This window comes from Paraburkholderia nodosa, from assembly GCF_001718195.1.
GTDB classification, from domain to species: domain Bacteria; phylum Pseudomonadota; class Gammaproteobacteria; order Burkholderiales; family Burkholderiaceae; genus Paraburkholderia; species Paraburkholderia nodosa_A.
The window spans coordinates 46,132-72,331 of record NZ_MCNV01000032.1 but is presented as its reverse complement, the minus strand read 5'-3'; the positions used below and the strand labels follow the sequence as shown (position 1 = coordinate 72,331).

General features: G+C 63.4%; 19 protein-coding genes and 3 pseudogenes. 18 read left to right on the top strand and 4 right to left on the bottom strand.

All coding sequences use genetic code 11. The features are described 5' to 3' along the window. The 3 genes and pseudogenes from BFD71_RS33870 to BFD71_RS33860 form a co-directional block, all read right to left on the bottom strand. Positions 1-216: pseudogene (locus tag BFD71_RS33870) on the bottom strand (hypothetical protein); the annotation flags it as partial. A gap of 1,421 nt (positions 217-1,637) precedes the next feature. Beyond that, positions 1,638-2,252, bottom strand: a pseudogene (locus BFD71_RS39725) (tyrosine-type recombinase/integrase). Positions 2,253-2,519: 267 nt separating this feature from the next. Beyond that, positions 2,520-3,386: a LysR family transcriptional regulator gene (locus BFD71_RS33860; protein ID WP_069268592.1), complete on the bottom strand. Its 867-nt coding sequence runs from the start codon at positions 3,384-3,386 to the stop codon at positions 2,520-2,522. Between the two features lie 155 nt (positions 3,387-3,541). On the opposite strand from BFD71_RS33860, the gene BFD71_RS33855 reads away from it, so the two are divergent. From BFD71_RS33855 to BFD71_RS33815, 9 genes and pseudogenes are all read left to right on the top strand, one after another. Further along, positions 3,542-4,573, top strand: a complete 1,032-nt coding sequence (locus BFD71_RS33855) for an NAD(P)H-quinone oxidoreductase (protein WP_069268591.1) — start codon at positions 3,542-3,544, stop codon at positions 4,571-4,573. 51 nt (positions 4,574-4,624) lie between these two features. Continuing rightward, the gene (locus tag BFD71_RS33850; protein ID WP_069268582.1) at positions 4,625-5,272 is read left to right on the top strand and encodes a flavin reductase family protein; all 648 of its coding nucleotides are present in this window, start codon (positions 4,625-4,627) and stop codon (positions 5,270-5,272) included. Positions 5,273-5,667: 395 nt separating this feature from the next. Continuing rightward, positions 5,668-6,295: pseudogene (locus tag BFD71_RS33845) on the top strand (CDF family Co(II)/Ni(II) efflux transporter DmeF); the annotation flags it as partial. Positions 6,296-6,421: 126 nt separating this feature from the next. After that, positions 6,422-7,111 carry a response regulator transcription factor gene (locus BFD71_RS33840; RefSeq protein WP_069268581.1) on the top strand — a complete coding sequence of 230 codons (690 nt, stop codon included), beginning with the start codon at positions 6,422-6,424 and terminating at the stop codon, positions 7,109-7,111. Then, positions 7,101-8,381 carry a sensor histidine kinase gene (locus BFD71_RS33835; RefSeq protein ID WP_069268590.1) on the top strand — a complete coding sequence of 427 codons (1,281 nt, stop codon included), beginning with the start codon at positions 7,101-7,103 and terminating at the stop codon, positions 8,379-8,381. Before BFD71_RS33840 ends, BFD71_RS33835 begins: the two co-directional genes overlap by 11 nt. Positions 8,382-8,495: 114 nt before the next feature. After that, a complete protein-coding gene (locus BFD71_RS33830; RefSeq protein ID WP_069268580.1) occupies positions 8,496-9,893 on the top strand; it encodes a TolC family protein in 1,398 nt (465 codons plus the stop codon). Continuing rightward, complete coding sequence (locus BFD71_RS33825; RefSeq protein WP_069268579.1) at positions 9,890-10,957, top strand: efflux RND transporter periplasmic adaptor subunit; 1,068 nt, start codon at positions 9,890-9,892, stop codon at positions 10,955-10,957. The genes BFD71_RS33830 and BFD71_RS33825 overlap by 4 nt, the downstream gene beginning before the upstream one ends. Before the next feature lie 53 nt (positions 10,958-11,010). Beyond that, positions 11,011-14,124 carry an efflux RND transporter permease subunit gene (locus BFD71_RS33820; protein WP_069268578.1) on the top strand — a complete coding sequence of 1,038 codons (3,114 nt, stop codon included), beginning with the start codon at positions 11,011-11,013 and terminating at the stop codon, positions 14,122-14,124. Beyond that, positions 14,117-14,620, top strand: coding sequence for a DUF2127 domain-containing protein (locus tag BFD71_RS33815; RefSeq protein ID WP_069268577.1), 504 nt, complete (start codon positions 14,117-14,119; stop codon positions 14,618-14,620). The genes BFD71_RS33820 and BFD71_RS33815 overlap by 8 nt, the downstream gene beginning before the upstream one ends. 1,111 nt (positions 14,621-15,731) lie before the next feature. Here the strand turns inward: BFD71_RS33815 and BFD71_RS33810 are convergent. Beyond that, the gene (locus BFD71_RS33810; RefSeq protein WP_069268589.1) at positions 15,732-17,123 is read right to left on the bottom strand and encodes an aminotransferase-like domain-containing protein; all 1,392 of its coding nucleotides are present in this window, start codon (positions 17,121-17,123) and stop codon (positions 15,732-15,734) included. A 366-nt stretch (positions 17,124-17,489) separates the two neighbouring features. Here BFD71_RS33810 and BFD71_RS33805 point away from each other — a divergent pair, with 366 nt between their 5' ends. Genes BFD71_RS33805 through scpA form a run of 9 tightly spaced genes read left to right on the top strand, consistent with a single transcriptional unit; the run spans position 17,490 to position 26,170 of the window. After that, complete coding sequence (locus tag BFD71_RS33805; protein WP_069268576.1) at positions 17,490-17,972, top strand: MSMEG_0572/Sll0783 family nitrogen starvation response protein; 483 nt, start codon at positions 17,490-17,492, stop codon at positions 17,970-17,972. An 18-nt stretch (positions 17,973-17,990) separates the two neighbouring features. Beyond that, complete coding sequence (locus BFD71_RS33800) at positions 17,991-19,025, top strand: Nit6803 family nitrilase (RefSeq protein WP_069268575.1); 1,035 nt, start codon at positions 17,991-17,993, stop codon at positions 19,023-19,025. Beyond that, positions 18,976-20,097, top strand: a complete 1,122-nt coding sequence (locus BFD71_RS33795; RefSeq protein WP_069268574.1) for an MSMEG_0568 family radical SAM protein — start codon at positions 18,976-18,978, stop codon at positions 20,095-20,097. Before BFD71_RS33800 ends, BFD71_RS33795 begins: the two co-directional genes overlap by 50 nt. Further along, entirely contained in the window at positions 20,094-20,633 is a 540-nt protein-coding gene (locus BFD71_RS33790; RefSeq protein ID WP_069268573.1) for an MSMEG_0567/Sll0786 family nitrogen starvation N-acetyltransferase, read from the top strand. Before BFD71_RS33795 ends, BFD71_RS33790 begins: the two co-directional genes overlap by 4 nt. Continuing rightward, positions 20,630-21,625, top strand: a complete 996-nt coding sequence (locus BFD71_RS33785) for a sll0787 family AIR synthase-like protein (RefSeq protein ID WP_069268572.1) — start codon at positions 20,630-20,632, stop codon at positions 21,623-21,625. Before BFD71_RS33790 ends, BFD71_RS33785 begins: the two co-directional genes overlap by 4 nt. A 20-nt stretch (positions 21,626-21,645) precedes the next feature. Beyond that, positions 21,646-21,927 (top strand): MSMEG_0570 family nitrogen starvation response protein, encoded by a 282-nt coding sequence (locus BFD71_RS33780; RefSeq protein ID WP_069268571.1) that lies wholly within the window; start codon positions 21,646-21,648, stop codon positions 21,925-21,927. Between the two features lie 53 nt (positions 21,928-21,980). After that, complete coding sequence (locus tag BFD71_RS33775; protein ID WP_069268570.1) at positions 21,981-23,249, top strand: MSMEG_0569 family flavin-dependent oxidoreductase; 1,269 nt, start codon at positions 21,981-21,983, stop codon at positions 23,247-23,249. Next, positions 23,233-24,114, top strand: coding sequence for a Pnap_2097 family protein (locus BFD71_RS33770; protein ID WP_256095025.1), 882 nt, complete (start codon positions 23,233-23,235; stop codon positions 24,112-24,114). Before BFD71_RS33775 ends, BFD71_RS33770 begins: the two co-directional genes overlap by 17 nt. Then, a complete protein-coding gene (gene scpA, locus BFD71_RS33765) occupies positions 24,107-26,170 on the top strand; it encodes a methylmalonyl-CoA mutase (protein WP_069268569.1) in 2,064 nt (687 codons plus the stop codon). The genes BFD71_RS33770 and scpA overlap by 8 nt, the downstream gene beginning before the upstream one ends. Positions 26,171-26,200: the final 30 nt, after the last annotated feature.

Sequence of the window (26,200 nt, the reverse complement as noted above, 5' to 3'; positions counted from 1 at the left end):
ACCAAAACCGTCGCCGTCGCCGAAACCGCCGAAGCCGCGGCCGAAACCGTCGCCGAAGCGGTCGCCAAAGTCGCCGGGACCTTCGCCGCCGCGATGGCGGCCCATTGCGTGGCGCAGCGCGTGAAGCGCCTGCATGGCTGGGTGGCGGCCGCCGAAGAAGTCGCGCGGATCGCGCGCGGGATGGCCGGTTTGACCAAAGTGCGAATGGTGGCGCATAGGGCCTCCTTGTCTGGAGAGTGTCTTAAAACATGTTTTAAGATATATATCGTAAGAGTGTTTGTCAAACAGAATATTTGGGGCTATCGGCGCACAACAAAGTCTGCGGGAACGCAAAAATTGCGTTTCGGGAACAACAAAGTGTGCGGGAATCGCGAAATTCGGTGTGCAGTGCACAATTTTTTGCTAGTTTCTCTATCGATGGGGTGATTTTGATAGCGCTGCAATGACGCGCAGATTGATCGAACCGCGGAGCGTGGCCGCGCATCTTCGTTGGTCAAAATATAGGGCCGCATCGCCGCCAGTCGTCTAGCGCGTTTTAAGCGCCAATTTCCGGCTTCGGCTCTAGCGGCTAGGCGCGTAGAGGCAGGCCCAAGGCGGCGACTGCAGTCCGAAACCCAATAGCCAGCGCTTCTTTTCGCGCGGAAACGCCGTCGCACAAGATACGGTGCTGAATCGCATCCTCAAGGAGCGGGCGAATATCACGCTAGGCAATTCCCGTCGTGCTCAGCTTCGATCCATAGCGCCGTTTATGTGGTGAATGTGAAGTGCTCGTGCACCCAGGCGACGTGGTGTGTTACCTCTACGTGGAAGGCTGATGCGCACGCTATCATGCGGACCCTTGAAGGGCTGTGCGGGGAGAGCATGACGCTAAAAATTAATGGTCAAAAATTCGGCCGGCTGACCGCGCTCCAGCGCTTGGGCAGTCGCGACAAGAAGGTGTTCTGGTCTTTCAAATGCGACTGCGAAGCAGTCGTCGAAATGGCTGCGACCTTCGTGGTGCGCGGTCACACATCCAGTTGCGGGTGTCTCCGCATCGAACGCTCGCGTGAATCAGTTCTTAGCGATATTTCAGGCCGTTCATACGGGCGACTGGCGGTGCTCGGGCGTGCCGGTCGCTCAGAGGGTGGCCGTGTGCTTTGGTCGTGCCAATGTGAGTGCGGCTCGACGGTCGATGTCTCAGCGAAGAATCTGCTGAACGGTACGAAAGTCTCGTGTGGATGCCGAAAGAGGGAAGCCCGCGCGAAAAATGTCGCCGCACGCATAGTCGACTTAGTCGGTCAGCGTTTCGGGAAGCTGACTGTATTGCGGCTCGTAGAACGGACGTCTCGGAGCGTTGCTCGGTGGTTGTGCGCTTGCGACTGCGGAGGGATATATGTTGCACCTCACAGCAGTCTGCAGCAGGGCCGCGCCATATCGTGCGGGTGGCCGCGCGGCAACTGAGATAGCCGGCTGTACCGCTGTGCTCAATTACCTCAGTGCCATGCGGCTGTGAACGTCCGCTGTCGCTTATGCAACCGCCGCTGGAATGTCTAGCTGTCAGTCTCGGCGAATGGCGCTTCATGGCCGGTTTCGCGCGGACGGAGGAGCGCCTAAAAGCAGCCGCACGAACTCAAATTCAGTCCGTGCGGCGTGTCCCGCTAGATTTCAGTCTGCTCGGATATCTCCAGGGCATCGTCAACTTCGATCCCGAGGTAGCGCACTGTGCTTTCGAGCTTGCTGTGACCAAGCAGCAGTTGGACAGCCCTGAGATTCCTTGTGCGCTTGTAAATCAACGTCACTTTGGTGCGACGCATCGAATGAGTGCCATAAGCGGTTGGGTCAAGCCCCGCCGCGGCTGCCCATTGATGTACGATCCGGGCGTATTGCCGCGTCGAAATGTGCGGATACGCCGAAAGTCAACTCGGGAAAAGACATTGCTCCGGCCTCAGCGAGGCCTTCTCGAGCCAAGCTCCAACGGCCGATCGGGTCGGCTCCGTCAGTTCAAACTGTACGGGTCGCCGGGTCTTTTGCTGAACGACCAGCGCCCGGGGCAATACCTGATTGCCGTGAATGACGTCGCGAACTCTCAGACTGACAAGGTCACAGCCGCGCAGCTTGCTGTCGATGGCCAGGTTAAACAAAGCGAGATCACGGACTGCGTGGGCGTTCTGGAGGTGGATCCTGATGGCCCAGACGTCTTTTGGCCTCAGCGGAGGCTTTTGGCCGATGAGCTTTCCTTTGTTCCATGCCTCACGGGCTTGTTCGGTCTTCATGACAGACTCCCACAAGAAGATGGGAGTTCGATTTTGTTACCCAGCTCGAGCTTCTGCTTACGATCGATTTCCCGGAGGCTTGCAACCGGCCAACTACTGACATCCCGCCTTGCACTGAGACGGACATTTGTGTGTCCGCTCCGCACCGCATAACGGACTATCTTGTGCCGATCAACTCAGTTGCGGCGTAGGCCTTGACTGCCGCTTATCCCGTAGTTCAGGGGGAAGAAGTTACAACCTCCACTGCCACGAGCGGGGTATTCGCTGCTATCCGCCGAACGTAATTACGATCTCTTCGATCGTCACGCGGATGCGCGCCGTGTGCCGCAGATCCTGATGCGTGACGAGCCAAACCTCATACGACGCGTCGTTTGTACGGTCTGGCCAGATCCGCACAAGGCCGTCTCGTTCGCCCATTGGCACGGGTATCTCGCTGATGCCGAGCCCTGCCTTGAGTGCCGCGCGCAACGTCAGGTTAGTGTTCAGCCGTGCGACGATGCGGCCGTCCGTCAGCGGTTCCCCAACGAACGCTGGCACTCGCGCCTTGGCGAAATACGGCTGGTAGACGACGAGATCATGCCCGGCGAACCGCTCGCCCGGCACCGGTTCGCCATGGCGCCGCACATAGTCGGGCGACGCGAACAGCCCCACTTCCCAGCGCGCCAGGCGGCGGGCGAGCAGATCCGGATTTCGCGGCTTGACGGTCCGGATCGCGATGTCGGCTTCGCGCTTCGCGAGATTGAGGAGCAGGGTCGTCGTGTCGAGCATCACTGATACGTCCGGATGCTTCGCATGCAGGCGCTCGAGGGCCGGCATCACGAACTCGTGGGCCAGCGCATCCGTCGTCGAGAGCTTCACCTCGCCGGCGAGCCGCTTGTCTACGCCTTGTGTGTGGCGCACGAGATCGTGTGCGGACTGCTCCATCGCCTCGGCTGCACGGATCGCGATCCTGCCGACCGGCGTGAGCTCATAGCCGTTCGACGTCCGCAGGAACAGCGTCGCGCCGAGCGCGTGCTCGAGCGCCGCAAGCCTGCGGCCCACCGTGGCCTGATCGATGTCGAGCGCACGGGCGGCGGCGCGCAAGGTCCTTTCCCGATGGAGCGCGACGAAAATGCGCGCGTCGTCCCAGTTCATGTCGCCCCCGGCATGATGCAAATTTGCATCATACGACCAGCAATTCGCTGCACGTCAAGCGCAGGCTGCGCGACTACACTTTTTTCAACCGATGCGGCGATTCGGCGGGTCGCTCGAATCCGCAGCGTATCCGGCATTTCAGAAGGGATGATGTTATGTCACACGAAACGAAAGGCATTCCCGCGGCGATGACCGCGATCGACATTGCGAGGCCGGGCGGCCCGGACGTGCTGGCACCCGTGCAGCGTTCTGTTCCCGCGCCGGAGGACAACGAAGTGCTGATCTGCATTCATGCGGCTGGCGTGAACGGTCCTGACGTGCTGCAGCGCAAAGGGTTGTACGATCCGCCGCCGGGCGCGTCCGACATTCCCGGGCTCGAAGTCGCGGGCAAAATCGTGTCCGTCGGGCGCGATGTGACCCGGTTCGCGGTCGGCGATCTCGTCTGCGCGCTGGTCCCGGGGGGCGGCTATGCGGAGTACGCCGTCGCGCACGAGAGCAACACGTTTGCGGTTCCCGACGGTCTCACGATGGTCGAGGCGGCCGCGATCCCCGAAACTTTTCTGACGGTATGGCTGAACCTGTTCCAGCGCGGCAAGTTCAAGGCTGGCGAAAGCGTGCTGATCCATGGCGGCGCATCGGGGATCGGCACCACGGCGACGATGCTCGCGAAGGCGTTCGGCGCCTCGAAGATCATCACGACGGTCGGCTCCGACGCACACCGCACCGCAAGCCTCGCGCTCGGTGCCGATGTCGCGGTTGACTACCGCAACGAGGATTTCGTCGAGGAGGTCATGCGCGCGACGGATGGGCGCGGCGTTGACGTAGTCGTCGATATCATTGCCGGTGATTACGTCGCGCGGAATTACGCGGCGGTCGCGATGAACGGCCGCATCGTGCAGATCGGCGTGATCAAGGGGTCCGCGCAAGCACTCGACCTGTTCCCGATGCTGGCGAAACGCCTCACGCACATCGGCTCGACGCTGCGCTCTCGCACGCACGAGGAAAAGGCGGAACTGATCGAGGATCTCAAGCGATCGGTGTGGCCGCACATCCGGCGTGGCGCGGTGAAGCCGGTGATCTATCGAACCTTCGATCTCGACGATGCGCGCGGCGCGCATGCTCTGATGGACTCGGGCACGCATATCGGCAAGATCGTGCTGACAACCCGGGCGGCACGTGCAGCCTGACGCGCAGCTCCGGCCACCTGACTTGCCATTCCCAAATCTCCGATCAAAACCATGACTGATGCACGCTACCACTACTACGAACCGTCACAAGGCCATGGATTGCTGCATGATCCATTTAATTCAATCGTCGGTCCAAGGCCCGTCGGATGGATTTCCACGCGCGGCAGCAACGGCATGCTAAATCTCGCGCCATACAGCTTTTTCAACGCCTTCAACTACCATCCGCCGATCATCGGCTTCTCGAGCATCGACGCGAAAGACAGTCTACGCAACGTGCAAGAAACGGGGGAGTTTGTCTGGAACCTCACCACACGCGATCTCGCCGAAAAGATGAATGCAACGTGCGCAATGGTGCCTTATGAAGTCGACGAGTTCGAAGTGGCCGGGCTGACCCCCGCTGCGTCCCGGCAAGTCGCCGTTCCGCGCGTGGCAGAGAGTGGTGTTAACTTCGAATGCAAGCTCGCCGATGTGATCCAGCTTCGCAATCACAAAGGCACGGCTATTACCACATGGCTCGTGCTGGGAGAAGTCGTGGCTATTCACATTCGCCAGGACTTGCTTAAAGACGGCACCTTCGACACCTTCGGCGCCGGCATCATTCTTCGGGCAGGCGGCCCATCGGCCTATGCGCTCGTCGCACCCGAGAGTCGATTCGATATTGGGCGCCCGCCCGGGGTGAATCCCCCCGCCGCACGATGACGGAGGGTGGCGCAGTCGGCTCGTGAAAGGCCGTTAGACCTCGGATGCTGCCGTTGACTTGACCCCGGACCAAGCGGCCGCTCCGGGTCGACTACGGAAGTTCGGAACGGCGGTAGGATGCACGAGCAGCGTTGGGCGACGAACTTCCGAGTGCGGCCAGGAGCCGCCGGTCGAGGCGTCTATCCAATTTGCATGGCCTAGGTCTCGTCCGTCCCCGCTCAGTGGCCGGTTTCCGGCGAGCAAATTGACAGTGGTATTGCCTCAAGGCGGCCACAACCCACCGTTAGCATTGGTCGTTGGTGGGCCGTTCAGGCGTCAGCTCCGCCCGGTAACCGGCCATCCGATTGTCGACGGAGAATGCTCCTTGATCAGCCAAAGTGGTCGTTGGTCTTTCAACGGTTACGACGATCCGCGCCGACGGCACGCATCAGACCTTCGCGTTTGCCGATTGTGATGGCTATCTGGAGTCGAACGACGACATACCTGAGCCGCACGCATTCAGGGCCGTTGTCCGCCTGCCCGATGGCGAACATCAGGTCGAGTTCGAGGAACACGAGCACGATCACGACGATGCACAGGCGGCCGCGAACCGTGACCACGACATCCGCTCGGCCTACATTTACGTCATCGCCGACTCGGCGGTTTCCGTGTTGGCGATCATCGGGCTCCTGCTGGCGCGTGCATTTGGCTGGGTCTGGATGGACGCGCTTGCAGGCGTAGTCGGTGCACTGGTTATCGCCAACTGGGCGTGGGGCTTGATGCGCGAAACGGGCGGCATTCTGCTCGACATGAGTCTGGGCATGCACACGACCGAGAACGTCCGTCATGTCATCGAAGACAGCGGCGACACCGTGCTCGACCTCCAATGTATGGCGCGTCGGTCCGGGGCACATGAGCGCGATCGTATCGGTGGCCACCGGTGAAGCGCAGTGCAATCCGGGCTTCTATCGTGCGGCACTCAAGCGTTTCAAGGGAGTGTCGCACGTGACGGTCGAAGTGAATCCGACGCCCGCTGCTGCCTGACAGATGGCAGTCAAGTCGCTTTGCATCGATGTACATGCTTTCGATGATAAGACCAGACTGCCGCGACGCATGAAAATCTGCGGTAGCATGAGCTTTCCTGCTATCCAAGGTGACGAACGGCTGTCCATGAAGGTGCTCATCATCGAAGACGACTCCGCGATCGCCGCGAACCTCTACGACTATCTTGAAGCAGGTGGTTATGAGGTCGATGTGGCCTCGACGGGCAATGCGGGGCTGCAAATGGCGCTCGCCGACTCATGGGACGCGCTCCTTCTCGATCTGTCACTGCCGGGCATGGACGGGCTCACACTCTGTCGCAGGCTGCGGGAAGAGGCAGGTCGTGACACGCCCGTGCTCATGCTGACTGCGCGGGACGCCCTTGACGACAAACTCGCGGGTTTCGTGCACGGCGCCGACGACTATCTCGTCAAGCCGTTCTCCCTGAAGGAAGTGGGCGCACGGCTTGGCGCCATGATCAAGCGCTATCGTGGCCAAGTTGCCACCATGGATCTTCGATTGGCGGATGTGCGCCTCGACCTGTCAACGATGAGCGTCGAACGCGCCGGACGCTCCGTCAAGCTACCGCCCAAATGTCTTTACCTGCTGCGTATCCTGATGCAGTCGCCCCAACGCACCTTCACGCGCGCTGAGCTCGAGTCCGAAGTCTGGGGGGAACAGCTCCCGGACAGCGACACGCTGCGCACACACATCTATACGCTGCGCCGGGCGCTCTGTGGGCCCGGTGAAGCCGATGTGATCGAAACGCTGCATGGTGTCGGCTACCGGCTCGTGGCGGGCGGCGACGATGCGAAATAGCCTGCGCTTCAAGGTCGCCCTGTTCTTTTCGGTGCTGACCATCGCGCTGCTGGTCGCCCAGGCGCTGGGCGTACGGGCACTGGCCGAAGCACAGGAAGAGAGACTGATCGCGGCGCTCATCCGTGACGACATGGCGAGTGTGCTCAAGAGCTACCAGGCCAATCCTGCGCTGCTGCCACCGTTCGACGTACGTCTGAATGGCTATGTCTCGAGCGCCGACCGCGTGCCCATTGCGCTGCCCGAAACCGTCGGAAATTTGCCTTTCGGTACGCACGAAATCATTATCGACGACCGGGAGATCCATGTCGCCATTGCGTCCCTCGGCACGGCACGCCTGTACCGGGTCTACAACTTCAACGTCTACGAAAAGCATTTCAAGGAAGTCATCAACGCCCTGATGGGCGGCACGGGCATCTTTGCACTCCTGACGATCTGGCTGTCCTTTGGTCTTTCCGGTCTGCTGGTGCGGCAGGTCGCGGGGCTCGCCCGGCAGGTCAAGACATTGCGGCTGGGTGAATCGGCTGCGATCCATCCAGGCAAATACGACGAAACGGAACTCATCGGACTCGTGGAGGCGTTCAACGACTACCATCAGCGCATGGCCGACATGATGGCGCGCGAGAAGGAGTTCACGGGCAATGTCAGCCACGAGCTGCGCACGCCGCTCACGACCATCAAGACAAGCTGCGAACTGCTCGAGCAGGATACGGCGATCCAGGGCAAATCGCGCGCACGTCTGCAGCAGATCGAGCGGGCAGCAGACAACATGCGCGAACTCGCCAACGCGCTGCTCATGCTCGCACGGGAGGACTCTGCGCGCGAGGTCGAGCCGGTGGCGATAGCGAAGATGATCGAAAGCGCGCTCGCACCCTATGCCGATCAGCTCGCGCAAAAGGGACTCGAGTCGGTCAACGATGTTGACCGCGCACTTCACGTCGTGGCAAACCGACCGGCGCTTGCGATCGTGCTTTCCAACCTGATAGACAACGCCGTCCGATATACCAGGCACGGCCGTCTTCGCTTTCGCTACGCCAACGGCTGCCTATACATCGAGGACTCGGGGCCGGGTATCCCAGCGCATGCGATCCCGCATGTCTTTGACCGGTTCTACCAGGCAGGATCGCCGGACACGCCGACTGCTGGGGCTGGGATCGGCCTGTCTATCGTCAGGAAGCTTTGCGAGCGCTACGGGTGGTCGATCGAGATCGGTAGCGAGCCCGGCAAAGGCACCTGCGTCTCGCTTCGTCTTCCGGCTGCGAACCGGACCTGAGTCGAAGTCCACGGGTACCAGATGGGTTGTTGACGAAAACTTCACAAATGGTGGCGTAGCATCCGTTGCGAAAGTTGCCCGCCTGGGCGGCACAACGTCAGATGGGATGCCAGAATGCGCCGCGCGTTTTCGATTCTCGCCATCGCCTCGACTGGTGTGGCCGGCTGTACAAGCTACCATCCGCAGCCAATCGCCCCGGACCAGATTGCCCGGCAATTCGAGCAACGTTCACTGGCGAGCGAGGAACTGCATGCCTGGATCGCGCGCGAAGCTGCCCACGATGTCACACCGTGGCCACCTGCAGCCTGGAACCGGGAACTGCTTACCCTGGCGGCGTTCTATTTCAGCCCTGCGCTCGACCTGGCCCGTGCGCAATGGGGCACGGCCAAAGCGGGCATCGATGTCGCCAACGCGATTCCCAATCCGGTCCTTCAGTTGCCGTTCCAGTACAACACGCCTAACCCGGGGCCAGGAGCGCCCTTCACCTGGGGTCCTGCGCTCGATATCCCGATCGAGACGGCGCACAAGCGCGGCTATCGCGTTGATCAGGCGAGCCGTCTGTCGGAAGCGGCCCGGCTGAACATCGTCACCGCAGCGTGGACGGTTAGAACGCAGGTTAGGGACGCCTTGCTCGCGCTGTACGCCGCGCGTACGCGCATCGCCTTGCTGTCCACCAAGGCGCAAGCCGAGCGGCAGATCACGGTAATGAGCCGCCACCGCCTCGCAGTCGGCCAGTATTCGCAACCCGATGTCGAGGCCGCCGTGCTTGCCGACACCCAGGCCCAGAGCGATCTGGCCTCCGCGCGAAGTGCCGAAGGGGACGCGCGCGCGCAACTGGCTGGGGCCATCGGCGTGCCTGTCAGCGCGCTCGACGAAGTCGCGCTTGATCTGAGCAACTTCGGCACCGCTCCGCCTGCTCCACCGCCGGCGGACGCGCAGCGCGCGGCGATATTCCATCGCGCCGACCTGCGCGCCTCGCTGGCCGATTACGCCGCAGCCGAATCGGCGCTTCAGCTCGAGGTCGCGAAACAGTATCCGGACATCCATCTCGGTCCCGGCTATACGTATGACACCGGCACCAACAAGATCGGCTTCGGACTGGCTGGCATCGGCTTGCCAATATTCGACCAGAACCAGGGGGGTATCAAACAGGCCGAGGCGAGGCGCAAGGAAGCGGCGGTCCGCACCGGCGCGCTACAGGACAAGATCATTGGCGAGCTTGCCCACGTGCTGGCGCGCTACCAGTCGAGCACCGAAGCGCTGCAAATCTCCGACGTGCATCTGGCCAGCGCCCGCCGCCAACTCGACAGCGAGGCGGCTGCGTTCTCCAGCGGCAATGCGGACCGGCTGACCTACACACAGGCGAAAGCCGACTATCAGACGAGCGAAACCGCCCATCTCGACGCCGAAGTCGCGGTCCAGCAGGCTGCCGGCGCACTCGAAGATGCGATGCAGTTACCCCTCGGCCACGCGGCAGGGAGCCATGCCTTCAGCGAAGGGACAACGCGATGAAACTCCGACTGATCCTGCTAGGCGTCCTCTCGCTGGCCCTCTGCGCCGGCGCAGGCTGGTACATCATCCACCAGGCGTTCGACGACTCGAGTGCATCGACAGCCGCGGCGGCACGATTGGCACCGCCACCCACCGTGCAGACGGTCAATGGCGAAACGGTTGTGGTCCTGAGCCCTGACGCACAGCGCGCCGGCCACATCGAAGTCGCGCCGCTTGCAGCGGTCACGAGCCAGTCCAGCATCAGAGCCGATGTCACGGTCATCGATCTGCAGCCGTTCTTCGATCTGCGTAGCCGCCTCGCCAGCGCACGCGCCGACATCGACACGTTCACTGCGCAGGCGGCCAGCTCACGTATGCAGTACGAGAGCAGCCGTACGCTCTTCGCCGACGACCGCAATATTTCGCAGAAAAGTCTGCAGGCCGCACATTCATCGATGCAAGGCGACGCGGCAAAACTGCAATCCTCCCGGATCACGCTGGACGGCCTTGAAGGCACGATGCGGCAGCAGTTCGGCGACGCACTGGCGAATGCCGCAACTGCACCAACCTCGACGCTGTTCCAGCGTCTTCAGGCGGGTCGGTCGATCGTGCTGCGCGTCACGTTGCCCTCCAGATTCGGCGCGACGCCGCCCGAGCACATAGCGGTCGATACGCCCAACGGCGGCACGATGCCGGCCCACAGGCTTTCCGCTTCGCTTATCGCCGATCCCGCCGTACAGGGCACGCCCTGGCTTTATGTCGCCGATACCGCGCTGCCAGCGAACCTGCGCACGAGTGCCCGCGTGCCAACGTCAAATGAGGCCGTATCCCGGCTGCTGATCCCTGAGCAGGCGGTGGTGTGGTACGGCGGTCAGACCTGGGCATACGTGCGCACGGCGCACGACCGCTTCACGCGGCGCTACGTGCCCGCCGTCAACGAGGGCGATCACGATTTCCTGGTGAGCGCCGGCTTCCGGGCTGGCGACCAGATCGTGACGCAGGGCGCGCAACTGCTGCTCTCTGAAGAGATCAGGCCACAGGGCATCGGCACCGCCTGCAAGGATCCGCCCGAGTGTGACGACTGATCCCGCGACTGAGCCTCGCACGCCCTGCCCGGAACAACGCCACACGCCGCCCCATGCTTGACGCAATCATCCGCTTTTCGCTGCGCTTTCGCGGCGTCATCTTCTCGCTGGCCGTCATGGTGGCTGGCTACGGGCTCTTTTCCCTCACGCGCGCCAGGCTCGACGTCTTCCCTGAATTCGCGCCGCCGATGAGCATCGTGCAGACGGCTGCGCCAGGCATGACCAGCGAGCAGGTGGAGACCCTCGTCACCCAGCCGGTCGAAAATGCCCTCGGCGGCATGACCGGCCTGCAGTCGATCCGCTCGCGGTCCATGCAGGGCCTCTCCTCGGTCACGCTCGTGTTCGACGACCATGCCAACGCGATGCAGGTCCGGCAGCTCGTTACCGAACGCATCGCCGGACTCGCGGGCACGCTGCCGACCGGTGTCGCGGCACCCCAGCTCCTGCCGCTCACGACGACGACGAGCGTCGTGCGCACCATCGGCCTGACGTCGAAAACGCGCTCGCTCGCGGACCTCTACGACATTGCGCAGTGGACCGTAAAACCGCCGTTGCTCGGTACACGAGGCGTGGCCGATGTGATCGTGTTCGGCGGTCAGACGCGCCAGATGCAGATCCAGGTCGATCCCGCGAAGCTGATGCGCCACGGCCTGTCGGTCCAGGATGTCATTGCCGCGGCGCGCCAAGCCACAGGCGTGCGCGGCGCCGGGTTCATCGAGAACAGCAATCAGCGCATCGCCGTGAACGCCGATGGCCAGATCGCGACGCCACCCAAACTCGCGGGTGTCGTGCTGCGTTCCAGCAACGGCGCAGCCGTGCGCCTTGGCGACGTTGGCAGCGTGACGTGGGGTAACGCACCTTCCGTTGGCGCAGCATCGATCATGGGCAAGCCCGGTGTAATGGTCGTGATGGAAAGCCAGTACGGGACCAACACGATGGCCGTGACGCGCGACATCGAAAAGACGCTCGCCGGGCTTGCTCCGGTGCTCGCCCGTCAGGGCGTCGACGTGAACACAAACGTCTTCCGGCCCGCCAACTTCATCGAAGCCTCTGTCGGCCACCTGCGCATGGCGCTCGTCGTCGGCGCCTTGCTGGTCGTTGCGGTGCTGTTCCTGTTTCTGCTCAACGTGCGCACCGCTGTGATCTCTGCCGTGGCGATTCCCATGTCGCTGCTGGTCGCGATCATCGTGCTCACCTCGTTCGGGGTCAGCCTCAACACGATGACCCTGGGCGGCCTTGCCATCGCGCTGGGCGAGGTGGTCGACGATGCGATCATCGACGTGGAGAACATCTACCGCCGCCTGCGTGAAAACCGCTTGCTGGCCCAGCCGCTCCCCGCATTTCGCGTCGTGCTCCGTGCTTCACTCGAAGTGCGCAGTGCCGTGGTCTTCGCCACCTTCATCGTGATGCTGATCTTCCTGCCCGTGCTCACGCTCACGGGTATCGGTGGACGGCTCTTTGCCCCGCTGGGCATCGCCTACATTTTCGCCGTGCTCGCGTCGCTGGGCGTCGCGCTGACGCTCACGCCCGCGATGGCGCTCGCCCTCCTGACGAAGGGGCCGTTGCCCGAGCGGGAGCCGCGCCTGATCGGGCGCCTCAAGACACGTTACATGGCGCTGCTGACAAAGGTCGAGCAACACGTGAAGGGCGTCATGGTCATCGTCGCGGTGATGTGCGCCGCGGCGCTCGCGTCCCTGCCCTTCATGGGCGGGAGCTTCATTCCACAACTGCGCGAAGGCCACTACACCGCTCACATGGGGCTCGCGCCGGGTACTTCGCTTGCCGAATCGATGCGCATCGGCACCCAGGTCTCGCAGGCGCTGCTGCAGGTGCCGGGCGTGCGGCTCGTGGCGCAGCGCGCCGGCCGCGCGAACGGTGTGGTCGACCCGACCGGCGTGCAGCTCTCGGAATTCGAAGTCGACTTGAAGCCGTTGGGCGCATCGGGCCAGAGCTGGACGCTCTACCGGATTCGCCAGGCGCTGGCGCGCTTTCCGGGCCTCTCCACCTCGGTCAACACGTTCCTCGAGGAGCGCATCGACGAAACCATTTCGGGGACAACAGCCCCCGTGGTCGTGAATGTCTTCGGCAACAATCTCGACGTCATCGACCGCACGGCGCAGCAGATCGCTCAGCTCATCGGTACGATCCACGGCGTTGCCAGTGTGCGGGTGGATTCTCCTCCCGGGATTCCCGAGCTCGATGTGAGGCTCAATCCCGATGCACTGAGCCGCTGGGGCTTTCGTCCGGTCGAAGTGCTCGATGCGATCCAGGCTGCCTATGCCGGCGTGACCGTCTCGCAGATTTACGAGGGCAGCCGCACCTACGACGTCGCCGTCGTGCTCGACCCGGCACAACGCAGGTCGATCGGCGGCGTGGGCAAACTCATGGTGCGCAACGCCGATGGCTTTGCTGTGCCGCTAACCTCGCTCGCGACGATCCGTCAGGTCGCCGGCCGCTACCAGATCGCGCACGACGGTGGCCAGCGCGTGCAGACGGTGTCGGTCAATCTTGGCAGCCGGCCGGTCAGCGACTTCGTAAAGGCAGCGCAGGCGCGTGTGAATCGCGAGATCAGGATGCCTGCGGGCACCTATGCCGTTTTCAGCGGCGAGAGCGAAGCACGCGCGCAGTCGCAGCGAGATCTGCTCGCGTACGGCGGAATTGCGCTGGTGGGCATCGCATTACTGCTGTTCATGGCGTTGAAGAACCGGCGCGCCGTGCTGCTGGTGCTGATCAACCTCCCCTTCGCGCTGGTGGGCGGAGTCCTGGGCGTGGTCCTCAGCGGCGGGAACCTGTCACTTGGCAGCATGGTGGGCTTCGTCACACTGCTCGGCATTTCGCTGCGCAATTCGATCATGCTGATCAGCCATTATGAGCATCTGGTGTACACCGACGGCCTGGCCTGGGACATGAGCACCGCGGTGCGTGGCGCCTCAGAACGGCTCGTGCCGATCCTCATGACTGCATTGGTCACTGCGCTCGCGCTGGCGCCGCTCGCTGCGACCAGTGGCGCGCCGGGCAACGAGATCGAAGGGCCGATGGCGATCGTCATTCTTGGCGGGCTCATCACCTCGACCGCACTGAACCTGATCGTGCTGCCCACGCTGGCCTTGCGTTACGGGCGCTTCACGCGCGAGGAAGTCGCCGAACCGGGGGTAACAAATGGGTGAGGCGGGTAAAGTGAGGTTACTGCGCGAGAAGAATCTGCACCTGCTGTTCGAGTTGACCCTCGGGTTCAAGGCCGTCTTCGCGCTTGCAGAAGTTGTCGCGGGCGTCGCCACATACCTGGTGCCGCAGCGGTATTTTCTGGCGGTTGTGGTGTGGGTCACCAGGGATGAGTTCGCCGAGGATCCGCACGATCTGTTAGCGAATTTTCTCCTTCACACCGTGCAACACCTGTCCGTCGATGCCCAGAGATTCGCGGGGCTCTATCTGCTTGCTCATGGGGTGATAAAGTTGTGGCTCGTGGCCGGTTTGCTGCGCGAGCGACTGTGGTACTTTCCTGTCTCGATTGTCGTCTTCGCGCTGTTCATTGCCTACCAGGCCTACCGCTTCACGTACACCCATTCGGTCTGGCTGCTGCTCGTGACCGCATTGGACATCGTCGTCATCGCCCTCACGTGGCACGAGTACCGGTATCTCCAGAGCAACCCCTCGGCGACCTGAGACTCTGGGACTCACGTATTTCCATTCCTCGAGCGGTACGCAGGTATTCGTCAGCCATTACATGGACCTTTCCGATGTCCGATATAGGCTCCATTGTGCCCATTTGCAAAGTTCAGCATCGAATGACAGGAACGAGTTGAATCCGCAGTCGACTACGGAAGTTCGGAGCGGCGGTAGGATGCACGAGCAGCGTTGGGCGACGAACTTCCGAGTGCGGCCACCTTCGGTCGTTCGACATCGCAGGCCGGATCGTCGACAATCGCGAAAAGATCGGGGGGAAGTATGTCAGGGGAAACGGATCTCGCTCGCAGGCGTTTATATAAGCGCGCTGTTGTGGCCTATTCAGGTGGCGTTGGGATGGCGCTTTTCGTTCTCGCGATATCAATTCACCACGGAGCTGGTTGGAGACCGGCTCTGGCCGGAATACCGCTCTACTTAACAGTATTCGGTGGTATTACGTACCAGCTCATAAAGGAGTTGCGCGCACTGAACGGTAAGCATTAGCGATGGCTCGCTCAGACTATCAAGTGTCCGCTTTTCGCGAACGCGAACGTCTATTCAGGGTCGAAAGCACGCATACGTTTGGAGTGAACCTGACATTCGTAGCTGTCGCGATGCGAATGTCAGGAAGCGAATCCATAGCCGCCTCACCAACACGAAAGCCTGAACGTCGGCTATGGCCGATTTGCGCGCGTAGCGAGTCCGTCAGGTTCCCAGAGTACTGCGGCTATTCCAACGGCAGGTTCCCTCGCGCTTGAGAAGGGTAGTGGCCGCTCTGAGACGGCGGCTCGCGAAAGCCATCGGATGTCTCAATAAATCGTCGCGGGAAATGGAGTCGGTATGCTCGTAGGCCGGAGTGTGTCATTCTCGGGAGTCAGGTGGCTCAGACCGCTATCAATACAAGAAGACTTATCCGAATAGCAGCGTTCTGTGTCGGTTTCGCAAACTCACTTTGACCCCGCCGCCCTGCGGGGCGGCAGCGGGAGGCCCGCTAGACGATTTTCAAATTTACTTGCGCGAGCGGCCGCGTGTGATTCAACCGATTGGCATTGAGCTGTCGGTTGCCCATGTCAAGAGGGTGCGGTGCGACCAGAGATGTAGCAGCCACGACTCACAGCATGGGGGAATGAAGATTGTCCGGATGATCCAGCATGTCTGCAACCAGATGCAGCGATTCCTCCATCGCAAACGCGTCACCGGGGCCACCCAGGCAGATGCGAACGGCATTGGGCGGATTGCCGTCTGTGCTAAATGCCGCGCCGGAGACCACGCCGATTTGCTTCGTGCGCAAATGCGAAGCGAGTTCGGACGCGCTCCAGCCGGTTTCGGCGGGCACCGTAAGCCACAGATGAAAGCAGTCTCTCGACGCTTCGATTTCGCGCGACGCGAAAATCTGCGCCGCCATGTGCTGGCGCACCTCGCACTCGCCCCGAATTGCCTTGAGCATTTGTTGCGCCACGCCGCTCTCGATCCAGCGTGCCGCCAGAAATGACATATACGGGCTTGCCATCACCGTGGTCGCGCGCAGCGCACCGGAGAGACGTTCGGCATGCCGGGCGCTCGGTGCGACGACGAAGGCCACACGCAACCCCGCGCCAAAGCACTTCGACATCCCGGTGACGTAGTAGGTCAGCTCTGGTGCGAGTGTGGCGAGCGCCACGGGCGGTGTTTCAGGGAGCATGCCATAGGCGTCGTCCTCAATGATCGGTACGTTGTAGCGCAGCGCGATATCGGCGATGTGTTCGCGGCGGTTCTGCGAGAGTGTGCGTGTGGTCGGATTCTGCAGCGTGGGATTGCAGTAGAGCACGCCCGGCTTGCGCGTCTTGCAAAGCACCTCGAACGCCGTGGCACTCAGACCCTCGTCATCGCGCGGCAGCGGCGCGAGCGGCATGCCAAGCTGATTCGCGATCACCTTCAAGCCCGGATACGCGAGGCAATCGGTGCAGATCGCTTCGCCGGACTTGACGAGCCTAAGCAGCAGCGCAACGAGCGCGTTGTGTATGCCGGGGCACACCAATAGCGCATCTGCGCGGTGCGAAGGCAGGGCGTGGCGCAGCCACTGGCTCGCCATGTTGCGCTCGAATTGCGAGCCGCCGAAATCCTGATAGCGCAACATCGACCACGGGTCGGCTGCGCCAATGATCTGTGCCGCCGATTCCGCGAGCCGCGCCGTCATTTCCGGCGGCTCCGGCGGCATGTTCATGGTCATTTCGAGCGAGGTGCCCGCGCGCAGCGGCACCGCGGGCGGCCTTCCGCGCACGTACGTGCCGCTGCCTGCGCGCGAGTCGATCAGGCCGCGCTTGCGCGCCTCCGCATACCCTCGCGCGAGCGTCGTGTAATTGATCTTCAGCGCATCCGAAAGATCGCGCAGCGCGGGCAGGCGGTCGCGCGGGCGCAGACGGCCGCTCGCCACATCTTCTTCGATGAGGTCGGGAATGGTCTGATAAACGGGCTTGTTGCTTTCGGCGAGCCGTTTGAGCCAATGGGCAGTGACGTTCGTCATGGACGTGCGCGCAGGCGCCTCCAAAAGTGGGCCCATTCATTCTAGTGAGAACGGACGCCGGAAAATAAACAATTGATTGCATGTGATCGCGTTGAATGATCCGAATTGATGCATGCATGCACCTGAAGCGAATGCGCGTTGCCCCGAGCCAGGGCGTGTGCCAGATCACGACAACGCCGGGGCGCGGCGTGCATACGCGCCTGGCGGGCGCTTCACGAGAAAAAATCGTCTGGATCATTCGCGGCACGTGGCATTGATTGCCAATTGATCGCATGAAGCGTGCCGATTGATGGCATACCCGTTGCGATAAGAGAGACGCCGGCCACCGGTCGGCCACAGTCCTCAATTATTGAACGGAGTCACGCAATGCCCGCCATCACCACGCCCGCCCACAAGACCGGCGACTTCCTCGTCGATTACGAAGAGAAGGTATTCGAGGACATCAAGGCGGAACCCGGCGAGAAAGCGCTCGTTACGTTCCACACGGTCGCATTCGAAGGTTCCATTGGTTTCGTCAACATGCTGCAAGCCACGCGGCTGCAACGCAAGGGCTTCGAAACGTCGATCCTGCTTTACGGTCCCGGTGTGATGCTGGGCGTGCAGCGCGGCTTTCCCACGCTTGGCGCCGAAGCGTTTCCGGGCCATCTGAACTTCAACAACCAGTTGATGAAGTTCATGGCCGAAGGCGGCAAGGTTTATGCGTGCCGCTTTGCGCTGCAGGCGCTCTACGGCCACGGTGAGGCTGCGCTGATCGAAGGCGTGCGCCCGATCAATCCGCTCGACGTGCTCGACCTGAAACTGCTGCATCGCAAGTCGAACGCGCTCGTGATCGACACCTGGACTGTTTGAACGCACACGGGTATCGCCATGTCGATCACATCCACGAAGCGCATTGTGCGCGCGGCGGCGGTGCAAATCGCGCCGGATCTCGAATCGGGCGCTCGAACGCTCGAGCGCGTGGGCGAGGCCATCGTCGCCGCGGCGCGCGAGGGCGTGCAGCTCGCCGTGTTTCCCGAAACCTTTCTGCCGTACTACCCGTATTTCTCGTTCGTACTGCCACCCGTGCAATCGGGCGCCGAGCATCTGCGGCTGTACGAGCAGGCGGTGGCGATACCCGGGCCCGTCACGGACACGGTGGCCTCGCTCGCGCGCCAGTACGGCATGGTGATCGTGCTCGGCGTGAACGAGCGTGATTACGGCAGCCTCTACAACACGCAGCTGGTCTTCGACGCGGACGGCCAGATCAAGGTGAAGCGCCGCAAGATCACTCCCACCTTCCACGAACGCATGATCTGGGGGCAGGGCGACGCTGCAGGCCTGAAGGTCGCGGAAACGGCCGTGGGGCGCGTGGGTGCGCTCGCCTGCTGGGAGCATTACAACCCGCTCGCGCGCTACGCGCTGATGACGCAGCACGAGGAGATCCACTGCAGCCAGTTCCCGGGCTCGCTCGTCGGGCCGATCTTCTCCGAGCAGATCGAAGTGACGATCCGTCATCACGCGCTGGAGTCGGGCTGCTTCGTTGTGAACGCAACTGGATGGCTCAGCGACGCGCAGATCGAATCGATCACGACGGACCCCAGGCTGCAAAAAGCGCTGCGTGGCGGCTGCAATGCCGCGATCGTCTCGCCGGAAGGCCAGCATCTGGCCGCGCCGCTGCGCGAAGGCGAAGGCATGGTGATCGCCGATCTCGACATGGCGCTCATCACCAAGCGCAAACGCATGATGGACTCGGTCGGCCACTATGCGCGGCCCGAGCTGTTGAGTCTCGCGATCAACGAGCGGCCCGCCACGCCCGTGTTTTCTCTCGACGAGGCGAGCGTCGCCCCAGTCGTCCCCACCAGGAGTGCCCACGATGAATGCCAGCGTCAACCTGCCGGAATCGAACCTGCAACTCTTGACTGAACTTCAGTCGAGCGGACTGCGTCTGGCCGAGCCGGAGTCGACGGGCCTGTCGCGCCGCGGAGGCGCGGGACCGTCGGACCACAAGGCCGTTGTGATCGACGGCGTTGCGCTCATGGTGCCGGTCCATACGCACGGCGCGCACCGGTCTGCATTCGTTGCGGATGCGCCCGACGATGCCGGTGTGAGCGTGCTCAGGCGCGGCAGCATTCCCGTTGCGCAGATCGCCTTTGCGAAGACACCGCGCTTCTACAAGCTGCAGACGCTCGATGGTGTGCCGTACTCGCATATCGCGACGCTGCACGGCACCGATGTGCTTGCGACGACGGTGATGCAAACCTGCATCCGCTATGAGAGCCGTAAGAAGGCCTGCAAGTTCTGCGCAATCGGCCAGTCGCTCGCGGCGGGCCGCACGATTGCGCGCAAGACACCGGAGCAGCTCGCCGAGGTGGCACGCGCGGCGGTACTGCTCGACAACGTGAAGCACATGGTGCTCACGACGGGCACGCCAGCCACGCCCGACCGCGGCGCCGCGATTCTTTGCGAAAGCGCGCGGACAATCAAGCGCGCGGTCAATTTGCCGATTCAGGCGCAATGCGAGCCGCCCGACGACGACGCCTGGTTCGGGCGCATGCGCGAAGCGGGCATCGACACGCTCGGCATGCATCTCGAAGTGATCGGCGAGGCCGAACGCGCGCGCATCATGCCCGGCAAGGCGTCGGTGCCCGTGAGCCGCTACATGGAAGCATTCGAAGCGGCCGTGCGCGTATTCGGGCGCGGTCAGGTGAGCACGTACCTCCTCGCCGGCCTCGGCGACACACCGCAACGGATTCTCGATACCGCGCAGCAACTCCTGCGTATCGGCGTCTATCCGTTCGTGGTGCCGTTCGTGCCCATTGCGGGCACGCCGCTCGAAGACCACGCGCCCCCCACGCCCGAGTTCATGCGCTCGATTCTCGCGCCGCTCGGGGCGATGGTGCGCGAGGCGGGCCTGCGTGCCGACGACATCAAGGCAGGCTGCGGCAAATGCGGAGCATGCTCGTCGCTCGCTTCATTCGAAAAGGTGGCGGCATGAGTGCGTCGCACGATACCGACGAGGAGATCGTCGTGCGCTGGGCCAGCGAGCCGTGGGAGCGCGAAGAAGCATTGGCGATTCGCCGTGCCGTGTTTTGCGAAGAGCAAGGCATTTTCGAGGGAGATGATCGAGACGAAACTGACGACGCTGCGCAACTGCTCGTCGCCGTGCAAGGCGCTGGCGGCACGGCGCCTTGGGTGGTGGGCACCGTGCGCATTCATCGCGATCCCGCAGATGCATCGGTCTGGTACGGTTCGCGGCTTGCCGTGCGCGCGGATTTTCGCCGGCACGGGCGCATCGGCGCGACACTGATCCGTCTCGCCGTGAGCAGCGCCCACGCGCTCGGCTGCACGACGTTTCTCGCGCGCGTGCAGGCGCAGAACGCGCCGCTCTTCCGCCGTCTGCACTGGTGCACGCTCGACGAGGTGATCGTGTTCGGGCGCGCGCATCACGTCATGCGGGCCGATCTTGCGCACTATCCTCCGTGCGCGACGCCGTATGCGGGATTCACCATTGACCAGCGGAGGGCCGCATGACGCTCGACGCAATCGTGGAGACGATCCGGGCGAGCCGCGGCCTTGCGCACAAGACCGACATCGCGCCGATGCTCGCCGCGCTCGACGCGGGCCACGACGCATCCGTGGTGATGGCCGCCGGTGATGATTGCGCCGCGATTCCCGACGGCGACGGCTATCTGCTGTTTGCCGCAGAGGGCATGGTGAGCGACCTGATCGAGGCGATGCCGTGGTTCGCGGGCTATTGCTCGGTGCTCGTGAACGTGAGCGATGTCTGCGCGATGGGCGGCCGGCCCATTGCGGTCGTCGACGTGATCTGGAGTCAGGGCATCGCACCCGCTGCGCAGGTGCTCGAAGGCATGGCGGCGGCGTCCCGGCAGCTCGGCGTGCCTATTGTGGGCGGGCACAGCAATGCGCGCAGCGACCGCACGCAACTCGCAGTCGCGATCCTTGGCCGCGCGAAGCGCCTGCTATCGAGCTTCGAGGCACGCTCGGGCGACAGGCTGCTGATGGCGGTCGATTTGCGCGGCGCATTCGTCGAACCGTATCCCTACTGGAACGCGGCCACCGAAGCGCCGGCCGAACGTCTGCGCGGCGATCTCGCGCTGCTCGCGCAGATCGCTGAAGACGGCCTGTGCGTGGCGGCGAAGGACATCAGTATGGCCGGTATCGTCGGCACCGCGATGATGCTGGCCGAGTGCTCGCGGGTGGGCGTCGTGATCGATCTTGCCCACTTGCCGAAGCCCGACGGCGTGCCGCTCTCGCGCTGGCTTCAGATCTTTCCGAGCTACGGCTATTTGCTGAGCGTGCGCGAAGAACATGTAGCCGAAGTGATCGCACGGTTCGAGGGGCGCGGCATTGCATGCGCCGGCATCGGCGAGATGCAGCCTGAGTCCTCGGTAGACGTGCGCTGGCAGGCCGAAACGCGCACCGTCTGGCGGTTCGACGCGCAGCCCTTCATCGTGCCCGCGGACCGCCGCGCGACGCGCGCATTCGCAAACCAGTCTTCGTAGCACCCGACCAGGACCCCACCATGCCCGTCACTCATTTCGTCGTGCGCTGGCCGGACGGCACCGAAGCGCGTTGCTATTCGCCCTCGACCGTTGTCCGGGACTATCTGCAACCCGGCGACTATCCGCTTGACGCGTTTCTCGATGCGACGCACGACGCGTTGGCCGCGGCGTCCGAACGCGTGCGCCAGAAGTTCGGCTACGCGTGTTCGTCCGCGCTCGACCAGTGGGACGTGATCGAACGCACAGCACAGCCATTCCGTTCGCAACCGGCGGCGCTCGTCACTGTCGTGAGCGTCGATTGATTCACAGCGTCGTGGCGGCGTGACCGCCGCGAACGTTGCTTAAGGAGATTCTTATGTCCATTCAGGCACCTGCCGCCGAGGTCCATGTCAGCGTCGCCATTGTCGGCGGCGGTCAAGCCGGCCTCTCGATGAGCTATTACCTCAAGCAGTCCGGCATCGGTCATGTCGTCCTCGAAAAGCGCTCCGTCACGCACACATGGCGCGCGCAGCGCTGGGATGCGTTCTGCCTCGTCACGCCGAACTGGCAGTGTGCATTGCCAGACTATCCCTATCGCGGCGACGATCCGCACGGCTTCATGAAGAAGGACGAGATCATCGCGTGGCTCGACGGCTTCGTGCGTCACGTCGATGCGCCCGTGCGCGAAGGCGTGGCCGTGACGCGCGTAGCACGCCGTCCGCAGGGCGGTTTTCTCGTGCAGACCTCGGACGGCGCACTGAGCGCCGACCAGGTCGTGGTGGCCTCGGGCGGCTACCACACACCGATTGTGCCGCGCATGGCCGAGCGGCTGCCCGCCCATGTCGTACAGATCCAGTCGTCGGAATATCGCACGCCGGAAGCTTTGCCCGAAGGTGCCGTGCTTGTGGTCGGCTCGGGGCAGTCGGGCGCGCAGATCGCCGAAGACCTGCATCTCGCTGGCCGCAAGGTCGTGCTCGCAGTGGGCGAGGCGCCGCGCTGCGCGCGCTTCTATCGCGGCCGAGACGTGGTCGACTGGCTTGCCGACATGAAGTACTACGACATGCCGGTCGAGGAACATCCGCTGCGTGAGGGCGTACGCGACAACACCAATCACTACGTGACGGGGCGCGACGGCGGACGCGACATCGACTTGCGCAAGTTCGCGCACGAAGGCATGGAGCTTTACGGTGTGCTCGAGGACTATGCCGACGGGAAGCTGCGATTCGCGCCGAACCTGCAAGAGAATCTCGACAGTGCCGACGCCACGTATAACCGCATCAATGCGTCGATCGACAGATTCATCGCGCAACAGGGCATCAGCGCGCCGCCGGGCAACTCTTATCAACCGCTCTGGGCGCCGCAAGCGGAGCGCGAGTGGCTCGATCTCGCGGCGAGCGGCATCGGCAGCATTGTCTGGTGCATCGGCTTTCGGCCAGACTTCAGCTGGATCGACCTGCCGGTGTTCAACGGGCGTGGCTATCCGGGGCATGTACGCGGTGTGACGGCGCAGAACGGCCTCTATTTTCTTGGCCTGCCGTGGCAGCATACGTGGGGTTCCGGGCGCTTCTCGGGCGTTGCGCGCGACGCCGCGTATCTCGCGGACCTCATTGCCGCGCAGGCGAGGCCCGATGCGCGCGCGGCCTGAAAAGACGCGTGAACCCGTGCGCATGCAGACACAGGGCGCGTCGCGCACGCAGTACGTCGCCGGCATGCCCGAGCTGGCCTTCGCGGGCCTCTCGGAGCAGTGGCTTCTGCGCACTTGCGGGCAACTGCACTGGAACGCGCTCGCGCGGCAGGCAGGTCTCGCCTCACCGGACTTCTACGACGACGAAGGGCAAAAGTCGTATGCCGCGTTCACGGCGATCCGCGTGCGCGAGGCGCGACTCGAAGAGGTCGGCGAGCATCAGCGCTTCGCGATCGAAGCCGACGTGCAACGCATCGCGCTCGCGCGGCATTTTGGCGTCTTTCGCGTGTTCACGCCGGAGAGTGCCATCGCAAGCGTGGAGATGATCTCCACGTTTGTTCGCCGCGAGCGCAGTGGCGACAACCGTTCGGTATGCAGAGCGATGTTCGGTGGCGCGCCACCGCGTGCAACACCGGCTGCGGCGGCAGACCTCGCCGGCCAGGCGAAGCGCTTTCGTACCGGCGAGTGGACGCGTCATGGCCGGCTCGACCGGGCGGAACACGCCGCGCAGCATGTTGTCGAGTACCTGCCGTGCCCGTCGCTCGATTTCAACGGCGCGCATCTCCTTTATTTCGCGAGCTTTCAGTCGATGGTCGAGCGCGCCGAATGGCACTGGCGCTCGGCGTCGAATTCTGCGCCACCGTGTCTCGTCGAACGCGATATGGCCTTCTACGGCAACGCAAACTTGGGCGATCGCCTGATGCTTTCATTTGGAGCGCGTCACACCAGTCACGGCGGCCTTTCGCACTGGTGCTCGATAGCGCGCGCGGCGGACGGCGTGCGCATTGCCGATGTCGTTACGCACAAACGGTGGTCGCATGAATGACACGATGCCCTTGCCGCGCAAGCCGCTCTACACCGCGGCCGACCTCGAAGGCGTGCCGTGGCTCGACGCGCGGCCGGGCGAGTATCCCTATATACGTGGCGTGCACGCGACCATGTACACCGAGCGTCCGTGGACGATCCGGCAATACTCGGGTCGCGCTGACGCCGCCGTATCGAATCTCGCGTACCGGCGCGCGCTGGAGGCGGGCGCCGTGGGGCTTTCGGTCGCCTTCGACTTGCCGACTCATCGTGGCTATGACTCCGATCATGCAGATATTGCTGCGGACGTGGGCGTGGCCGGTGTCGCCATCGATTCCGTGGAAGACATGGCACGTCTGTTCGAAGGCGTTGCGCTCGACCGCGTTTCCGTTTCCATGACAATGAGCGGCGCGGTGCTGCCGGTGCTTGCGGCATACATCGTCGCGGCGCAGGAGGCTGGCGTGAGTGCGGCGCAGTTGCGCGGCACCGTCCAGAACGACATCCTCAAGGAATTCATGGTGCGCAACACGTATATTTTTGCACCCGAGCCTTCCATGCGGATCGCAACGGACGTGGTGCGATACGTGATGGAGCACATGCCGCATTTCAATGCGATGTCGATTTCCGGTTATCACATCCAGGAAGCCGGCGCGGACGGCGTGCTCGAACTCGCCCTCACGCTCGCGAATGCAAGCGAGTACGTGCGGCGGCTGGTCGGGGTAGGCGTCGATGTCGATCGCGTTTGCCGCCGGTTGAGCTTCTTCTTCGCAGCGGGGCGCGACTTCTTCGGCGAAATTGCCAAGCTGCGCGCCGCGCGCGTGCTGTGGGCCGAACTCGCACGCTCGTTCGGCGCGCGAGATCCGCGTGCCATGCAGTTGCGCATGCATTGCCAGACTGCCGGTTCGACGCTGACTGCGCGGCGCGCGCAGAACAACATCGTGCGTACCACCGTCGAGGCGATGGCCGCGGTGTTCGGCGGCACGCAATCGCTGCATACGAACGCGTGGGACGAGGCGCTTTCGTTGCCTGGTGAGGACGCAGCGGCGCTTGCGCGCGACACGCAATTGATCCTGCAGCACGAGATGGGGCTGTGCGACGTAGTTGACCCCTGGGCAGGCTCGTATCTGATGGAAGTGCTCACGGCGCGCACCGTCGAGGCGGTGCGCGAGATGCTCGCGCAAATCGCCGCGCAAGGTGGCGTGATAGCGGCCATCGAGTCGGGCTGGGTCGAGGCGCGCGTGCACAAGGGTGCGGCGCGGATTCAGGCGCAGACTGATTCAGGTGAACGCGCGGTCATCGGTGTCAATCGCTTCCGGGTGCCGCACGACGACGAAAGCGAAAGCCTCGATGTCGATGCACGGAAGATGCGCTCGCTTCAGGCCGACAGGCTCCGGCGGCTGCGTGCGAGTCGCGATCCACAGCGAGTGCGCGCCACGCTCGAGCGGCTCGCGGAGGTCGCGAGAAGCGGCGAGGGCAATCTGCTCGCGGCGACAATCGACGCAATGCGTGCGCGCGCAACGGTCGGCGAATGCACATCGGCGCTCGAACAGGTTTGGCCGCGCTGGAGCGCGCCGGTACGAGCGGACCGGCGCGCCTGGGCGCGTGCTCGTGCAGGCGATGCCGCCTGGGAGGCAGCGAAGGACGGCGTAGCAAAGTGGCGGCGATCGCGCGGCCGCGCGCCTCGCATCGTCCTGCTCAAGCTCGGCCAGGACGGCCATGATCGTGGCGTGCGCGTGGTGGCCGCCGCGCTCGCCGACGCAGGCTTCGAGACGGAGATTGGTCCGCTCTTTGTGACACCCGGACAGGCCGCGCAATGGGCGACCTCGCGCTCGCCCGACATCGTCGGCGTCTCGACCCTCGCGGGCGCGCATCTGAGCCTCGTTCCAGCGCTGATCGACGCACTGCGCGCGATTCATATCGACGCGCCAGTCGTCGTGGGCGGGATTGTCCCGCGCGCGGATCATGCGCGGCTCGTTGCGCATGGCGTGGCCGCGCAATTCGGCCCGGACACGCCACTCGAGAGCATCGTGCGCAAGCTGTTAAGCGTAATGAGACACGAGACTAACGCGCCTGCTTGAGGCCGCCGAGCACGTCTCCTGTGGCATGCC

Coding starts and splice junctions, on each gene's coding strand:
- BFD71_RS33800 (WP_069268575.1), top strand. CDS start 17,991: ATGTCGATCACATCCACGAAGCGCATTGTGCGCGCGGCGGCGGTGCAA.
- BFD71_RS33855 (WP_069268591.1), top strand. CDS start 3,542: ATGTCACACGAAACGAAAGGCATTCCCGCGGCGATGACCGCGATCGAC.
- BFD71_RS33785 (WP_069268572.1), top strand. CDS start 20,630: ATGACGCTCGACGCAATCGTGGAGACGATCCGGGCGAGCCGCGGCCTT.
- BFD71_RS33820 (WP_069268578.1), top strand. CDS start 11,011: ATGCTTGACGCAATCATCCGCTTTTCGCTGCGCTTTCGCGGCGTCATC.
- BFD71_RS33770 (WP_256095025.1), top strand. CDS start 23,233: ATGCGCGCGCGGCCTGAAAAGACGCGTGAACCCGTGCGCATGCAGACA.
- BFD71_RS33830 (WP_069268580.1), top strand. CDS start 8,496: ATGCGCCGCGCGTTTTCGATTCTCGCCATCGCCTCGACTGGTGTGGCC.
- scpA (WP_069268569.1), top strand. CDS start 24,107: ATGAATGACACGATGCCCTTGCCGCGCAAGCCGCTCTACACCGCGGCC.
- BFD71_RS33795 (WP_069268574.1), top strand. CDS start 18,976: ATGAATGCCAGCGTCAACCTGCCGGAATCGAACCTGCAACTCTTGACT.
- BFD71_RS33805 (WP_069268576.1), top strand. CDS start 17,490: ATGCCCGCCATCACCACGCCCGCCCACAAGACCGGCGACTTCCTCGTC.
- BFD71_RS33850 (WP_069268582.1), top strand. CDS start 4,625: ATGACTGATGCACGCTACCACTACTACGAACCGTCACAAGGCCATGGA.
- BFD71_RS33860 (WP_069268592.1), bottom strand. CDS start 3,386: ATGAACTGGGACGACGCGCGCATTTTCGTCGCGCTCCATCGGGAAAGG.
- BFD71_RS33825 (WP_069268579.1), top strand. CDS start 9,890: ATGAAACTCCGACTGATCCTGCTAGGCGTCCTCTCGCTGGCCCTCTGC.
- BFD71_RS33780 (WP_069268571.1), top strand. CDS start 21,646: ATGCCCGTCACTCATTTCGTCGTGCGCTGGCCGGACGGCACCGAAGCG.
- BFD71_RS33810 (WP_069268589.1), bottom strand. CDS start 17,123: ATGACGAACGTCACTGCCCATTGGCTCAAACGGCTCGCCGAAAGCAAC.
- BFD71_RS33815 (WP_069268577.1), top strand. CDS start 14,117: ATGGGTGAGGCGGGTAAAGTGAGGTTACTGCGCGAGAAGAATCTGCAC.
- BFD71_RS33775 (WP_069268570.1), top strand. CDS start 21,981: ATGTCCATTCAGGCACCTGCCGCCGAGGTCCATGTCAGCGTCGCCATT.
- BFD71_RS33790 (WP_069268573.1), top strand. CDS start 20,094: ATGAGTGCGTCGCACGATACCGACGAGGAGATCGTCGTGCGCTGGGCC.
- BFD71_RS33840 (WP_069268581.1), top strand. CDS start 6,422: ATGAAGGTGCTCATCATCGAAGACGACTCCGCGATCGCCGCGAACCTC.
- BFD71_RS33835 (WP_069268590.1), top strand. CDS start 7,101: ATGCGAAATAGCCTGCGCTTCAAGGTCGCCCTGTTCTTTTCGGTGCTG.